Below are 14,627 nucleotides of genomic sequence, written 5' to 3'. Positions count from 1 at the left end.
TTTTCCGAGGCGCGGGCCGTCTGTTTCTTCGGAAATCGCCGCGTAAAGCGATCGGGATGAGCCTTGGAGTGTGAAGCCGCAGTCGCTGATGTGCGGTGTGCCCTGTCTATGGATCGCTGGTGCCCCAGGGAACGTCGGACTGCCCCCATCACGAGAACGAAGGGCCTGGACCAACGGGGAGCTTGACAACGACCTCCCTGGGGCGGCCTGTGGAAAAGTCATGGCCCCCAGTGCTGGTCTGCGCCCCGCCAACCGCTTGAAAGCAGAACCTTTCACCTGTGAACTTCCCCGGGACAGCAGAGTGTACGATCTCCGACGTGAACTGTTTAGCAGTGGAACGCTATGTGTAGCTTGAGTTACCCCGTATCCTGCGGGGATGGCACACGGAGTGCTAAGCCGCGACAGCGCGGCGAGCTTGCTCTCTCAGCCACGACTCCTCTGCATGCCGGAATCCGCGCGACGCTCTCGACGTGGCGCCCAGGAACCGGGTAGCCTGTCCCGGTGCCCTGCCCCGAAGCTGACTTCCCACCGGGGTCGCTGTACACCGAGGCATTGATGTCCGGCTCGAAGCGCTCCGACTCCGCCCTGACGATGCGTCCACCGCCCATGACGGCGGAGTCTGGCTTGATCATCTCCACCAGCTTCTCGGTGAGTGGATTCGGGAAGCGATGGACCCACTGCCATCAGCTTGCGAACTACCTGGCGAGATACGCCAGTGCGAACGAGAACGATCCTGAGAGAACGTCAACCCTTCTCTCGACCTTCTTCAACGAACTGATCGAAGCAATCTACCGTAACCATGCCCGACGCGGCCTGATCCAGATCACATTCGAGCGGCGACACGACAAGGTATGCGTGAAAGCCGAGGTGCCGGTCGACGAGGAGAGCAGGCGGTTTTACGAGCGAACCGTGGAGCTTGCCCAGCATCCGGAGTTGATGCGCTGGTACAGGGAGCGCCTGGAGCGCGAGATCTCCGAGGAGGATGCCGGGGCCCTGGGGATCGTGGAGCTCACGGTCGTTTACGGCGCGCAGATTGCCATTGAGCACATCCAGCGCACGGATGTCGAGGGCAGTCGATCACTACATCTATGGGTTGAATTCCCATTCGCGGAGCTCGACGAAGTATGAGCGTTTCCGTCGTGCCCGACTCCCACGTTCCGCCCTCCTCCTCGTCGGATGGCGCATCCTGGCGCTCTTCCGTGAGCTTCAACATCAGGGTGAGCGAGCAGGAGCAGCAGGTTTCCTTCACCGGGATGTTGCGACCCTTCGTGGCCGAGCACATGAAGGCAATCCGCAGCACCCTCGAGACGGCAGCCAGGAACGCGACCGGCGAGCTGCAGCTCGACTTCAAGCGCCTGAAGTACATGAACAGCGTGGCGTTCCTCGAGATCAACCGGTTCATCCGCTGGGTGGTCGGGGTCCGGCCGGGTCTGAAGATCGTCCTCATCATCTCGAGCGTCATTCCGTGGGCGATCCGGAAGTTTCAGGTGATTGCCGAGATCTACCCGAACGTGTCCGTGGTCGTTTATGACAAGTCACTGTACCCGATCCAGCAGGTGATCGAGGACGAGGACTTCATCAATGTGCTGCGCACCCAGGAGAAAATCGTCTGGGAGGTCGAGCGCAAGATCATTTCGAGGCACGGTCTGCGTCCAGGAATGCGGGTCGCTGACATCGCGTGTGGCCTTGGTGATTTCGTTCTACGAGTCCAGAAAGAATTCAATCCTGAGTACATCATCGGCGTGGACCACTCGCGCGCATTCCTGCGTCACGCACAGTCACATGCCAAGTCTCTCGGGATCGAGAACATCGAGTACCAGTACGGCGACGCCGCGGCCCTGCTGCTACCGGATGACTCCTTCGATTTCGTGACCTGTCGCCTCGCTCTGCAGGTGTTTCACATGCCGGAGCAGATGGTGCAGGAGCTCTACCGAATCTGCAGGCCAGGAGGGCGCGTCTACATCACCAACGAGATGATGTCCTGCGTCACCGGCTACCCCGACCAGGCGCTGATCCGCCATGGCTACGACCGCTTCCTGGAGCTGAGTCGCATGGTAGGCATGGATTTCGATATCGGAGTCCGAACGATGAAGATCCTCAAGAACGCGGGCCTGGAGGAGATCAAGGGCGATCTCATCGGGATAGACAACATGAACAGCGATCGAGCTTACTTCGCGAAGGTGGTGGAGAGCTGGATCGTCTCATCGGGGGACGTCGCTCGCTCCGCGGAGGCGGACCCGAAAGTGCACGAACACATCGCCGCAGGGCTGCGCGCGCATGTCGAGGCGATTCTCGGCGACGGAGGCTACGCCTCCTGGCCAATTTACGCAGGCTCTGGCCGCAAGCCAGTTCGACCTTAGCAGTGGAGGCAGGTGGGCGTGCTGGCACGGTAGGCCAGCCGGGTGGGCAGCCGGTCATCCAGATTCAAATGCAGGAGAGCTGATAACGTGTCGGCAAGGTCGCATGAAGAGCCTCAGCGGAGAGGGCCCCGCGGTCTATTCGCAGGGCTGAAGAAATTCAACACCAAGTTCATGCTGGTGACCGGCCTCAGTGTGGTCATCGGCGCCGTGCTCAACATCGTCGTCGCACGCCAGGGCATCCATTCACTGAGTCAGAAGTCTGCGTATGAGATCGAGGGCGGCCTGAATGCTGCCAACCGCGAGTACATCACCAACCATCTTGTCGACAAGGCTCAGCAGACGAACTTCATCCTGGGTCAGACCTACGATGAGCTTCAGACGTTCGCTGACATCTTGCAGGGCATGGTCGACCACGGCGAAGAAATACAGCCCGTGCTCGACAGCGCCGCCAGCCTTCCCTATTTCCACGACCGGCTGGTCTACAATGCGCGTGGAAACTGGTACCAAAACGGTCCAGACGAGCCGACCGGCGTGGTGGTCTGGGGGTACAACGGCAACCAGGGGACGGTGAAGCCCGAGGCCCAGAAGGCGGTCAACGACTCTGCGCTGCTCGATATCATCATGCCCTCGTTCAAGCGGCGAGGGTCCGAGAAGCTGCAGATATATTATGTCGGTCCCAAGGAGAATCCGTTCACCCGTGTCGCGCCTTATGCCGACATGGGGACGGCTTTCGACACCAACTTTCCGGGTCACAACGAGAAGAACTGGTACGACTTCTTCTTCCCCAATCTGGCCGAGAGCTGGCAACAATGGCTGAAGGATCCGGCGATCCTCAAGGCATTGCCCTCCACCGTGACCGTCACCCCTCCGTATCCGGATGCGGCTGGTGGCGGCATCGTTCTGACGGCTTTCAGCCCGATCTGGAGCAAAGATCGCAAGCAGTTCGCTGGTACGGCTGCGATCGACGTCACCCTCGCGCAACTGCTCAACTCAATCAAGGACGTGAGGCTTGCGCAGACAGGCTTCGCATTCCTCGCTCAGTCCGACGGCAACGTCCTGGCAGTGAACGAGTCCGGCGTCGCGACGCTTCGATTGAGTTCGGAGGCAAGCGGCGAGGGGAAGGGCGTCGGGATTCTCCAGCAGTACCTGAAGAACAGCAGATCTCCTGCGGTTGCATCCATCGTGCTGCCCCAGGACGATCGCATCGACTACCACGAGATCACCATCGAGGGTGATGCTTACATCATCGCGCTCCAGCGACTGGCGCGGGTGAGCACGTGGATGGACGCGCGAGGGATCGTTCCTGAACAGTGGACGCTCGGCTTCGTCGTCCCGAAGCGGGAGATGTACGCTTCACTCGTCGCCGCCCAATCGGCGATCGAGCAAAGCCGGACGAATATCGTCACCACGCAGGTCTTCATCACCGTGGGGCTGCTTGTGGCGCTGCTCGTGGGCGTCTACCTGGTGTCTCGGCGCATGACCAGCGCGCTGGTGGAGCTATCCGCAGGTGCGACCCGGATGCGCGAGGGCGACTACAGCGTCCGGATCAACGTTCAATCAGAGGACGAGATCGGTCAGCTCGGCGTGGCCTTCAATGAGATGGCCAGCGAGATCGAGGCGTACACCAACAACCTCGAAGATCTGGTCAGCGAAAGGACGAGGGCGCTGGAGAAAGCGAACCAGGAGATCAGCGAGCTCAATGCGAAGCTGGCGCAGGAGAACATCCGCCTGGGAGCTGAGCTGAACGTCGCCCGTCAACTCCAGCTGATGGTGCTGCCTGCACCTCAAGAACTGCAGGAGATCCAGGAACTCGACATCGCCGGGTACATGGCTCCCGCCGACGAGGTCGGTGGTGATTACTACGATGTCCTCCAGAGCGATGGAATGGTGAAGATCGGGATCGGTGACGTCACCGGCCACGGTCTGGAGAGTGGCGTGCTCATGTTGATGGTGCAGACGGCGGTCCGCACGCTGCTGGCGACGAACGAGCGAGATCCCAAGAGGTTTCTCAGCATCGTCAACAAGGTCATCTATCAGAACATTCAGCGGATCAACTCGAACAAGAACATGTCGCTGACGCTGCTCGACTACAGCGATGGATCGCTGAAGCTGACCGGCCAGCATGAAGATCTGATCATCGTGCGCAACAACGGCGAGCTGGAACGGTTCGACACGATGAGCCTGGGAATGCCCATCGGGCTGGATCTGGAGATTGAAGACTTCATCTCCGACGCGGAGATCAAGCTTGAGGCAGGCGACGTCGTCACCCTCTTCAGTGACGGGATCACGGAAGCGGAGGACACTGCCTCCCAGCAGTATGGAATCGACCGTCTTTGTGAGGTGATCCGGAAAAACCATCAGCACTCATCGAAGGAGATCAAGGACGCGATCATTGAAGATGTGTTGGCTCATATCGGATACAACAAGGTCTATGACGACATCACCGTGCTGGTCATCAAGCGGGTGTGACACAGGGGGAGACTGGGCATCACCATGAGCGAAATCATCGGCGTCTACTCACTGGATGATTCGTTCAGCGAGCACATGTCGCTGACGCTGTATCCGGATTCGTTTCCGGTGAGGTGGAGCCTGTGCAACCTGACCGCGAACTTCATGGCTGAGTACTTTGGCGAGCTATTCCCCGATGCGGATAGCGATGACCGGATGCTGAGCCGTGACGAGATATCCGGAGCAGTTGGGTACGTGTTGAACGAGCTCGTCGAGAACGCGGTCAAGTTCAACTTGAACGGAGAGATCACCGTCACGGTCGGCCTCGGACGAGAGGATCTGGTTTGCCTGGTCAGCAACCAGATCCCGAACGTGTCGGTTCCTGGTCTCCGGCAGAAGCTCCTCGAGCTCACGCAGGAGGACCCGGGGGAGCTTCTCCGCCGGCAGGCAGAGGCGAACTTCGAGGACGCGGAGAATACTGGTTCGGGTTTGGGCTACCTAATCATCATGAATGATTACGGAGTGAGCCTGGGATGGAAGCTGGATCCGATCACATCGAGCAGCTTCATCCTGAAGACAATGGCGCGGATTCCGATTCTGAATGAAAGGTCGAGAATGGAAATCAAGGGTGGAAACTACCGGGTTTGGTACGATGCGAACGAGGTGACCGTCTATTTCGAGGGCATCCTGAGGCTGGGTGGCCCGCAGGAGTACGCTCCCATCGAGACGCTCCTCGACAAGGTCCTTGAGAGCAACCCGAGTAAGATCACTCTGGATCTCCGTGCGCTGAACTTCCTGAACAGCTCCGGGATCAACGTCCTCTACAAGTTCGCCATTGCCACGAGAAAGAAGGGTGAGCTTCAACTCCTCGTACGCGGGTCGAAGAACGTGCCCTGGCAGGGTAAATCGCTCCCGAATTTGAAGAAGTTCAACCAAAACTTCGAGCTGACACTTGTTGACTGAGCTTGGTCTCGATGAAGTTCCTCCTTCAGCCTCGACACGTGCTCGTGTCGAGCGATGGCAGCACCCATGAACACTGCGACCCGACCTAGGGCCGACGTGCAGAGGCAGACCAACCTGGATGCTATTCGAACGATCGTAAAAGATCGCTCGGCATGGGGAGACCTGCTTCGCGAGGAGAGACGCTTCATCGAGTTCATGGAGCGCTGTGGCGCGCTGCTCGATTACGTCGACAAGCTCAAGGCGGACTTCGACGATCTGTCGCTGGTCCACGAAGCCATTCTCGAACATGCGACGAGCATCGAGAATGAAATGGAGAGATACAACCGGGAGATCGGCGAAGACCTCGCTGTGGCTCAGCGGGTACAGCGCGCACTTCTCCCGGACGCTGGTCATTCATTTCATTCTTCTTTTGAAGTAGCCATCCATCATCGCCAGCTCGCGGAGGTGGGGGGGGACTACTACGATTTCTTCTCGTTTCCGGATGGACGCTATGCCGTGGGTGTGTATGACATCTCGGGCCACGGCGTCTCGTCCGCTCTCATCATGGCGTTCTTGAAGTCGCAGTTTGCTCACGCGACCAAGGAGCTGAGAGATCCCGGTGCCATCGTCGACTGGGTCAACCGCAGCGCGTACTCTTTTCTCCGCGAAGTACGGCGGTATTCGACGGTGAACTTCGTGGTCTTTACCCAGAGCTTCCTGAGATACGTGTCTGGTGGCGGTTATGGTCTGCTCGTCCGCCGAGGAGCCCCTCGCTATTTCAATCGCGTGAGCAACTTCATCGGCCTCCGCCAGAAGCCATTCCAGGAGTTCGAGCTGCCGTTCGAGGCTCAGGATGTGCTCGCTCTTTACACAGACGGCATGTTCGAAGCACAGGGCCCAAGTGGTGAATCTTATTCGGTCCAGCGCCTCAACGACATCGTCGTCAAGCACTGTGAAGAGCCTGTGCAGACGATCCTGGACCGTTGCATCGAGGACTATACACGGTTCCGAGTGGCAGACACTGACGACATCACGCTGATCATCCTGCGAAGGTGCGCCTGATGAAGCCCGATATCAATCATTCGCAGACGTCTGTCGGTGCGTCATTCACGATATCTCCCATCAATCACATCACCAGTGATGTGGCAGGGCTACTGGCGAATTTCTTGGACGCGCTGCTCGTCCGGTTCTACCCGAGGCGGATCTGCCAGAAGGTGAATGTCGTTGTGACTGAGCTGGTCACCAACGTGATCCAGCACGCATCAGAACGCGATGGGGAAGTGAGGCTTGATCTCAGGATCGATCCGAGCGGCCTTGTCATAAAGGTCGCTAACAAGGTGACGCTGGATGAGTACCGGACCGTCAAGGCGGTCTTCGATGAGATCTTCGCCGCGGAGGATCCGAGAGAGCTGTTCGCGAGGACGGTGCGAGGGCGTCGCATCGACAAGCAACGGGGCGGGCTGGGACTGATTCGCCTCACGGCTGAGAACAAGTTCCATCTGTCGACGCAGCATGTCGACGGAGTGCTCGTCATTCAGGCGACTTTCCCCTGAAAGGTTCGGTATGCTCTCCATGAAAGGTTGCGTATGAAGACCCTCAGCTATGGCGAGATCACGGATGGCGGACTGAGTGTCTTTCAGTCCGTTGCCAGGCTTGAGGATGATGGTCGCCTGGTCCTGACGTTCGAGGGGGCCATCCGCATCGACAATCCTTACCGCTACCTGTCTGGCTATCTTGACGAGCTGGCGCGCGTACTGCCGCAGTACCCCATCAACGCGACCACGATGGACTTCGTCAAGATGCGGTTCTGTAATTCGAATGGCTTCTATGTCATCATGGATATCGTCGATGCTGTGTACAATCTAGTGCCCGGACCGGTCGTCGTCCGTCGCATCTCAGACGATGATTGGCAGCATGAGACGCTCCCGATCCTGCTCAATCTGAGCGAGGAGCACATCGCCGCACGTACGACGTTCGATGATGTCAGGGAGCCCTGACGCTCGCGTCTCGTGACGGTGGCTGTGGCTGCCCAGAACCGCGCAAGTCCTCAACACATGGCGTGACGCGAGACAGGGCCTGACGGCCGATGGGATCGCAGGCATCGGCCTCCGGAGCCTTCGGCCGTGAGCACTGCAGCGCGTGCTTGCTCTTTGCGCCGGATGTCGCAGGTTCACTCGTGGCCTGCTACCCATCCCTTCGACGCTTGACGCCGCTCCGGTGAGAGAATACTTCGTGTACGAAGTATTGTGACTGCCTCACTTTCTCTGCCTGAGGGCAAAACAGACGTCGACGCCATCGTCGAGACCATCATCTATCTCTACACGGAGAGCCGTCGTCTCACGAAGGAGATGGCGGGTTCCTACGGTCTCACCGGCCCGCAGTTGACCATTCTCAAACTGCTCGAATCATTCCCCGATCTTTCACTGTCGACGCTCTCCGAGCGCATACGGGCCCAGAACAGCACCGTCACGGGGATCGTCGACCGGATGGAGCGCGAAGGACTCGTCAGGCGGGAACGCTCGCGCTCCGACCGACGCGTCGTGCTCTTGCGCCTGAGTGAGAAAGGGGGCCGCCTTGCCCGCGAAATCCAGGTCGAGCCGATGGAGATATTCCGCCAAGCGCTCTCCGAGATGAGCACGAACGATCTTCAAGATCTCCTCCGCATCCTGATGAAGCTCCAGCGTGGCGTGCTGCAGCGCGTGTCTCGCTCCGGAGGAAAGCAGGAAGCCGTCAGGAGCGATCCCCAACCCCCTGAACAGATCACGACGAGGACACCGGGTACCTTGGAGAACCGAATGCTCTCGGAATCGGGCGACCGCGGTGTGTCTCGCAAGACGAGGAGGAGCAGGGAAGGCCTGGAGTGATGCAACCCGATGCTGGGCACTCCTGCGGAACCATTGTGAATCGACCCTGGCGTCACCCTCATCATCCGCTCTTTCACGGTGACCCCTGAGGTAACGAGGTGCAGTGAGCAGCGCAGCAGCAGCTTCGATGAGGCCGTGGAGTACGGCACGCAGGAAACGCTGTCACCGTTCCTCGAACACCACGGTGCGCGTCGTCAACCTTACATCGCAACCAAAGGAGGGAGCATGACGGAGGCTCGGTCGGATGCCGGTGGAGTGTCACGTTCATACCAGCGGCTCGTCGTGGTCGCTGCCGATAGCATTCTAACCATCGCCCTGAACAATACGGCTCGCAAGAATGCCATTGGCCCGGTAATGGTCAACGAGCTGCTCTACGCTCTCGACGATGCAATGGGCGATCCCGGGGTGCGCTGCGTGGTGCTCACCGGAACGGGGGATGCGTTCTGTGCGGGTGGTGACTTCTCTGATATGTCGGCTGGTGGCGATCCTGGGACGGCGCTACCCCCTCGCGGCGACTACGCTGACCTCCTGCTGGCGCTGACCCGTGCCACGAAGCCCATCGTTGCGCGCGTCAACGGGCATGCCCTCGGGGGCGGTCTCGGCCTGGTAGCGGCCTCGCACTTCGCGGTCGGTATCACCGGAGCGAAGCTGGGGACGCCGGAGATTCATGTGGGCCTCTTCCCCATGATGATCATGGCCATACTTCAGCGGAATGTCCCCCGGCGACAGCTACTGGAGATGATGCTCCTCGGACGCCGCTTCGATGCGCAGGAGGCGGTGTCCCTCGGGATCCTCAACCGAGCCGTGGTTCCAGAGCTTCTCGATGAGACGGTGAAGGAGATCGCTGACGGTGTGATCTCGAAGAGCCCCGTTGCGGTTCGCATGGGCCTCGACGCCTATGCCGCGCAGGACGACCTCGATCTGGAGACTGCGCTGCCTCTCCTGCGTGACCGGCTTACCGCTTGCCTCTCCACGGATGATGCGCGCGAGGGGTTGATGGCTTTCATGGAGAAACGGCAGCCTCGGTGGACTGGAAAGTGAGGTTCCCTCATGAATATGCGTGAACTGGTCAAGGCACTCGAAGAGCGCCGCGCCGAGGTCCGGCGCATGGGTGGTGACGACAAGGTTGCGAAGCAGCACGCGCGCGGGAAGCTCACGGCGCGTGAACGGCTCGCCTCGTTCTTCGATGACGGTCTTCACTTCGAGATCGGCATGCATGGCACCCAGATGGGCCTCGCCGCAGGGCCGGATGGCAAAGATCGCCCTCCCGCCGACGCTGTGGTGTGCGCCTTCGGCAAGGTCGACGGTCGCATGGTCTGCGCTGCGGCCTACGACTTCACCGTCAAGGGTGGAAGCATTGGCTACACCGGCGAGGAGAAGGTTACCCGCATGCGCCAGATGGCGTTGCGCGGGCGCTGGCCCATGGTCTGGTTCATCGACTCGGGGGGGGCCCGCATCGATCCAGGCTCGACGCATCCCGACCAGATCTCCCTCTTCGCGGGCTCAGGTCACCTGTTCCGGGAGCAGGTCCACATGAGCGGCGTCGTTCCCCAGGTCGCTGCGATGGTTGGCCCCGGGGCGGCTGGTACGGCCTACATCCCAGGCCTCGCCGACTTCGTGCCCATGGTCAAGGAGGTCGGGTCCATGGCCCTCGGTGGACCGCCGCTCGTCAAAGCCATGACGGGTGAGGACATCTCCGAGCAGGACCTTGGCGGCACCAAGGTGCACACCACGAAGAGCGGCGTTGGCGATGCCGAGTACCCGAACGATCTGGCATGCATCGCGGCAATCAAACGCTACCTCTCGTTCTTCCCGTCGAGCTGTGACGACGACCCTCCGGCGCTTCCGGTGACCGATCCCCTCGACCGTCGTGAAGAGTCGCTTCTCGATCTCCTCCCCGAGAATCCGCGCCGTGCTTACGACATGTACAAGCTGATCGCCGCTGTGGTCGACCACGGTGAATACTTCGACCTGAAGCCCCGGTGGGCCCGCTCGATCATCACCTGCCTCGCTCGCATGGGCGGGCGGTCTGTGGGCATCGTGGCCAACCAGCCCATGCACCTGGGCGGCATTCTCGACGTGGACTCTGCCGACAAAGCTGCGCGCTTCATCCAGATCTGCGATGCATTCAACATCCCCCTCGTCTTCCTGCAGGACGTTCCTGGATTCATGATCGGCTCCAAGGTCGAGCATGACGGAATCATCCGCCACGGTGCCAAGATGCTGCACGTCATGGCAGCCGCGACCGTGCCCAAGGTCTCTGTGGTGGTCAGGAAAGCATACGGCGCGGGCTACTACGTCATGTGTGGACGTGCCTACGAGCCCGATCTTCTGATCGGGTGGCCCACCGCCGAGATCAGCGTCATGGGTCCCGAAGGGATGCTTGGGATTGCCGCCCGCAAGATGTTCGGGGACACCCCGCCTCCCCCCGAGCTCAAGCAGCGGATCATCGATTCAATCCAGCAGAACATCGACGTCATGAAGGTGGCTGGGTGGGGACTCATCGACGACGTCATCGATCCTCGCGATACCCGCCGGACCATCGCCTGGGGCCTCGACCTGGCGAGCAAGAAGCAGCTCGAGCGACCTCACCGCAAGCGCGGCATCATCCCCGTCTGAGTCTCCGACCCTCTGCTCCTCCCCGGGGGGCCGCGTCCCCACACGTCACCTGGCAGCATTCCAGGGCTCGAACATCCCGCCTCACGCCGCCCCGAGCCACGCCTGCGCCAGGGACAGCAGGCGCGCATGATCGGGAACGCCCTCGAGAAAGCTCTGGGACAGCTCTCCCCGCGTGATGCGGTCAGCCCGCACCAGCAAGCGATCTCGCCCCACCCGCAGCGCCTCTCGCGCTTCACCCATCCTCCCGGCTGCCGCGAGCGCCTCCGCGCGCGCCAGGTGCACCGCCGCCTCCTCCTCACCACCCCCCGCGCTCTCCACCAGTGCCACCGCCTCCTCTGACGCCATCAGTGCCCCTTCCCGATCGCCGCGCCCGATCAGCACCCGCGCAAGGATCCCCAGCGCCGCTGCCCGGCTCGTCTTGATTCCCCCGAGGACCTCCACGGCCCGCCGCGCCTCCCGCTCGGCACCCTCCAGATCCCTCCGCAGCAGCAGGATCGTCGCCAGGTACGTCCGCGAGCCCCCCTCCAGCCGCCGGTCTCCCTGCGCCTCCAGCGCCCGCGCCGCCTGCTGCTCCACCTCCAGCGCCTCGTCCAGCCGCCCCAGCCTCGCCAGCGCGATCCCCAGGTTGTTGCGACCCCCGGTCGCGATCGCATGCAGCCCTTGGCGCTCCGCAGTCGCGATGGCCTCCCGCAGCACCGCTTCCGCCTCTGCGTACCGACCGAGCTGCGAGCTCGCAAAGCCGATGTTCACCATCTGACTGCACGCCCCCCGCACATCTCCCGCGCGTCCGAACGCCTCTGCGCTCCCCACCGTGAGCTCCAGGTACGCTCCAGCATCCCCCGCGTACAGCGCCTGCACCGCCCGCGCTCGCAGCAACCACCCCAGCGCCACCGGATCCCGTCCCAGCTCTGCGGCCTGCGCGGTCGCCTCCATCCGCCCCAGCGCCACTCCTGCCCGCTCCCGCAGCCCCAGCAGGATCGCCGACACCACCGCCCTCCCGCTCGCCGGCAGGTAGGCAGGCGCCACGGGCCCCTGTGCTGCAAGCCCCTCCAGCGTCTCCAGCAACGCGAGCAGCTCCTCCACATGCCCCAGCCGCCCCGTGCTCATCGCCACCTCGCTGGCGGCACGGAACCACGTCGCGCTCCCCCGCGCCACGCACCCCATCGCAGCGAGCCCCCACCGCTCCGACTCTGCATTCTCTCCCCGCCACCGGTGAGCCTCTGCCCGGATCTGCATCAGCGCCCCCCGCGCCTCATTCCTCTCTCTCTCCCTCTCCCTCTCTCTCTCCCTCTTCCTCTCCCCCATCCCTCCCTCATCCCCTCCCACACTTCCCCGCGTCCCTTCTCTCCCCCCGTTGCCCTCTGCGTCCCGTCCGCCTTCCAGACACAGAAGCCCGCGCTCCGCCCGCGCCAGCGCTGCCCCCAGGTCATTCCCCTCCAGCGCCTGCTCCGCGGCCTCCCGGTAGAACCGCACCGCTTGCCCGGGCGACCCACCCCGCTCGAAGTGCTCCGCGAGCCCCAGCGCATCCACTTCCCCCACCTTCTCCAGCCATGCCCCTGCCAGACGGTGCCCCAGCGCCCGGTCCTCCTCGGTCAGCATCGCGTAAGCCGCCTCCCGCACCAGCGCGTGCCGGAACACGAGCTCCTGCTGCCCTGGGAACCGCGCCGCCGGCCGCCGCGCCACCAGCTCGTGCGCCGCGAGCCCCTCCAGCCACTCCGGCACCTTCTGCGCATCCTCCCGTGGCAGCAGCGCTGCCACCCCTGCCCGCCAGAACACCTGCCCGAACACGCTCGCCGCCCGCAGCACGCGCCTCTCTTCGGGGGGCAACCGCCCCAGCCGCGCCTGCACCATCGACAGCACCGTGTCCGGCAGCGCTTCTCCCGCACCCTCCGCCACCGCCCGGATCAGCTCCTCCAGGCAGAACGCATTCCCCCCGGAGCGCTCCACGAGCCGCGCCACCACCTCTTCCGCCACCCCCTCACCGAGCGCCGCCCGGATCACGCGCTCACACGACCTCCGCGACAGCGGCCCCAGGTGCACCGACGTCAGCGCTCGCTCCGCCCACAGCCCCGGAAACACCTCCGTCACCTCCGGCCTCGCCAGCGCCAGCACGAACAGCGCCCGCCCCCCCAGCGAGCGCAGCGCCGCGTCCACCAGGCCCACGCTTGGCCGATCCCCCCAGTGCACGTCCTCCAGCACCAGCACCACCGGCCGCGCCGCGCACTCCGCGTCCAGCAGGTCCACGAAGGCCCGCCGGATCTGGTCTCCCATGATCATCGCGTCCTCGCGCGCAGCCCGCAGGGGCAGATGATCCTCGTCCTCGAACCGCGCGCCCACCAGCTCCCCGATGAACGCCGCCACCCGCGGCACCTCGGTTGCCGGCACGTGCCGCGCCACCCGCGCCCGGATCTTCTGCCGGCGCGCCCCGAGCGGCTCCCCGTCCATCACCCCTGCCATCCGCCGCAGCAGCGGCGCCACCAGCCCGAACGGCGACCCTGCCCGGAGCGGATCCCCTTGCCCTGACCACACCTCCACCTGCGCCCAGCGCCCCCGGATCTGCTCCAGCAACTCGTGCCGCAACCGGCTCTTCCCTGCGCCCGCCGCTGCGCTCACCAGCACGGCCCGCGCCTGCGGCCCCTCCACGCAGGCCTCGAAGGTCGCCACGAGCCCTGCCAGGTGCGCGTCCCGCCCCACGCAGGGCGTCGGCCGCCCCAGCAGCGTCCGCGTCGGCTCCTCGATGTCCCGCTCCCCCTGCAGCACCAGCGCCGCGCCTTCCCCGTGGATCTCGAACCGTGGATCCAGCAGCCCCGCGGTCACCTCGTCGATCCTCACCCGCCCCGCCCCACGCACCCGCAGCAGCGCCGCTCCCCGATCCAGCAGCGCCCCCACCGGCACCACCCCCGACACCTCTGCCCGCCCCGTCACCACCGCCATCACCCCCGGCGCCTCACCCCCTCTCCGCCTCGCAGCCAGCGCACACATCGCAGCCTGCATGGCCAGGTCCGTCGCCCGCGCCCCTCCCGTGAACGCCATCATCCAGCCGCCCCCCAGGAACGGCACGAGCCGCCCCCCGGCGGCCAGCGCCAGCGCATGCAGCTCCGCCACGCCCATCGCACCGGCGGCCGGCATCGACGGCGCCGTCAGGGCCTCTTCCAGCGGCAACGCGCCCAGCGTCGGCGCCTCCGTCTCCACCGCCGTCTCCTCGGGCGGCGCCGCCAGCACCACGCACATCATCCGCTGCTCACCCTCGCCCAGCCCCTTCCGACCCGCCCCTCCTGGCGCCCCCACCTGTTCTGCGCTGCCGCCCCCCCTTGCGCTGCCGCTCCCCACCGCTTCTGCGCTGCCGCCCCCCTTTGCGCTGCCGCTCCCCACCGCTTCTGCGCTGCCGCCCCCC

At 63.4% G+C, this 14,627-nt stretch carries 11 protein-coding genes; 10 read left to right on the top strand and 1 reads right to left on the bottom strand.

The genetic code is table 11. From position 1 onward, the window contains the following. The first annotated feature begins 555 nt into the window (after positions 1–555). The 10 genes from CAP_RS35375 (at position 556) to CAP_RS35330 (ending at position 11,233) form a co-directional block, all read left to right on the top strand. Entirely contained in the window at positions 556–1,128 is a 573-nt protein-coding gene (locus tag CAP_RS35375; RefSeq protein ID WP_052376574.1) for a hypothetical protein, read from the top strand. Between the two features lie 71 nt (positions 1,129–1,199). Then, positions 1,200–2,360: a class I SAM-dependent methyltransferase gene (locus CAP_RS35370; protein ID WP_044249134.1), complete on the top strand. Its 1,161-nt coding sequence runs from the start codon at positions 1,200–1,202 to the stop codon at positions 2,358–2,360. A gap of 171 nt (positions 2,361–2,531) precedes the next feature. Further along, complete coding sequence (locus tag CAP_RS35365; protein WP_044249082.1) at positions 2,532–4,829, top strand: SpoIIE family protein phosphatase; 2,298 nt, start codon at positions 2,532–2,534, stop codon at positions 4,827–4,829. 24 nt (positions 4,830–4,853) lie between these two features. Beyond that, positions 4,854–5,771, top strand: coding sequence for a slr1658 superfamily regulator (locus tag CAP_RS35360; RefSeq protein WP_044249081.1), 918 nt, complete (start codon positions 4,854–4,856; stop codon positions 5,769–5,771). A 66-nt stretch (positions 5,772–5,837) separates the two neighbouring features. Then, entirely contained in the window at positions 5,838–6,812 is a 975-nt protein-coding gene (locus tag CAP_RS35355) for a PP2C family protein-serine/threonine phosphatase (RefSeq protein ID WP_231511886.1), read from the top strand. Then, complete coding sequence (locus CAP_RS35350; RefSeq protein ID WP_231511885.1) at positions 6,812–7,303, top strand: ATP-binding protein; 492 nt, start codon at positions 6,812–6,814, stop codon at positions 7,301–7,303. Before CAP_RS35355 ends, CAP_RS35350 begins: the two co-directional genes overlap by 1 nt. Before the next feature lie 33 nt (positions 7,304–7,336). Then, complete coding sequence (locus tag CAP_RS35345) at positions 7,337–7,747, top strand: hypothetical protein (protein ID WP_044249078.1); 411 nt, start codon at positions 7,337–7,339, stop codon at positions 7,745–7,747. 249 nt (positions 7,748–7,996) lie between these two features. Further along, positions 7,997–8,614, top strand: coding sequence for a MarR family winged helix-turn-helix transcriptional regulator (locus tag CAP_RS35340; protein ID WP_081865596.1), 618 nt, complete (start codon positions 7,997–7,999; stop codon positions 8,612–8,614). 135 nt (positions 8,615–8,749) lie between these two features. Then, on the top strand, positions 8,750–9,655 hold the full coding sequence (locus CAP_RS35335) for an enoyl-CoA hydratase/isomerase family protein (RefSeq protein ID WP_231511884.1): 906 nt from the start codon (positions 8,750–8,752) through the stop codon (positions 9,653–9,655). Between the two features lie 9 nt (positions 9,656–9,664). After that, the gene (locus CAP_RS35330; RefSeq protein WP_044249076.1) at positions 9,665–11,233 is read left to right on the top strand and encodes an acyl-CoA carboxylase subunit beta; all 1,569 of its coding nucleotides are present in this window, start codon (positions 9,665–9,667) and stop codon (positions 11,231–11,233) included. Positions 11,234–11,314: 81 nt separating this feature from the next. On the opposite strand, the gene CAP_RS55340 is transcribed toward CAP_RS35330, so the two are convergent. Further along, positions 11,315–14,627, bottom strand: a 3,313-nt coding sequence (locus CAP_RS55340) for an ATP-binding protein (RefSeq protein ID WP_156041437.1), incomplete at its 5' end; no start/stop codon positions are given.

This window comes from Chondromyces apiculatus DSM 436, assembly GCF_000601485.1.
Lineage (GTDB): Bacteria > Myxococcota_A > Polyangia > Polyangiales > Polyangiaceae > Chondromyces > Chondromyces apiculatus.
This window is presented reverse-complemented; position numbering and strand designations above follow the sequence as displayed.

What these genes read in the sequence shown, in the direction of transcription:
- CAP_RS35375 (WP_052376574.1), top strand. Translation starts at nt 556, where the DNA reads ATGTCCGGCTCGAAGCGCTCCGACTCCGCCCTGACGATGCGTCCACCG.
- CAP_RS35365 (WP_044249082.1), top strand. Translation starts at nt 2,532, where the DNA reads ATGCTGGTGACCGGCCTCAGTGTGGTCATCGGCGCCGTGCTCAACATC.
- CAP_RS35360 (WP_044249081.1), top strand. Translation starts at nt 4,854, where the DNA reads ATGAGCGAAATCATCGGCGTCTACTCACTGGATGATTCGTTCAGCGAG.
- CAP_RS35355 (WP_231511886.1), top strand. Translation starts at nt 5,838, where the DNA reads ATGAACACTGCGACCCGACCTAGGGCCGACGTGCAGAGGCAGACCAAC.
- CAP_RS35350 (WP_231511885.1), top strand. Translation starts at nt 6,812, where the DNA reads ATGAAGCCCGATATCAATCATTCGCAGACGTCTGTCGGTGCGTCATTC.
- CAP_RS35345 (WP_044249078.1), top strand. Translation starts at nt 7,337, where the DNA reads ATGAAGACCCTCAGCTATGGCGAGATCACGGATGGCGGACTGAGTGTC.
- CAP_RS35330 (WP_044249076.1), top strand. Translation starts at nt 9,665, where the DNA reads ATGAATATGCGTGAACTGGTCAAGGCACTCGAAGAGCGCCGCGCCGAG.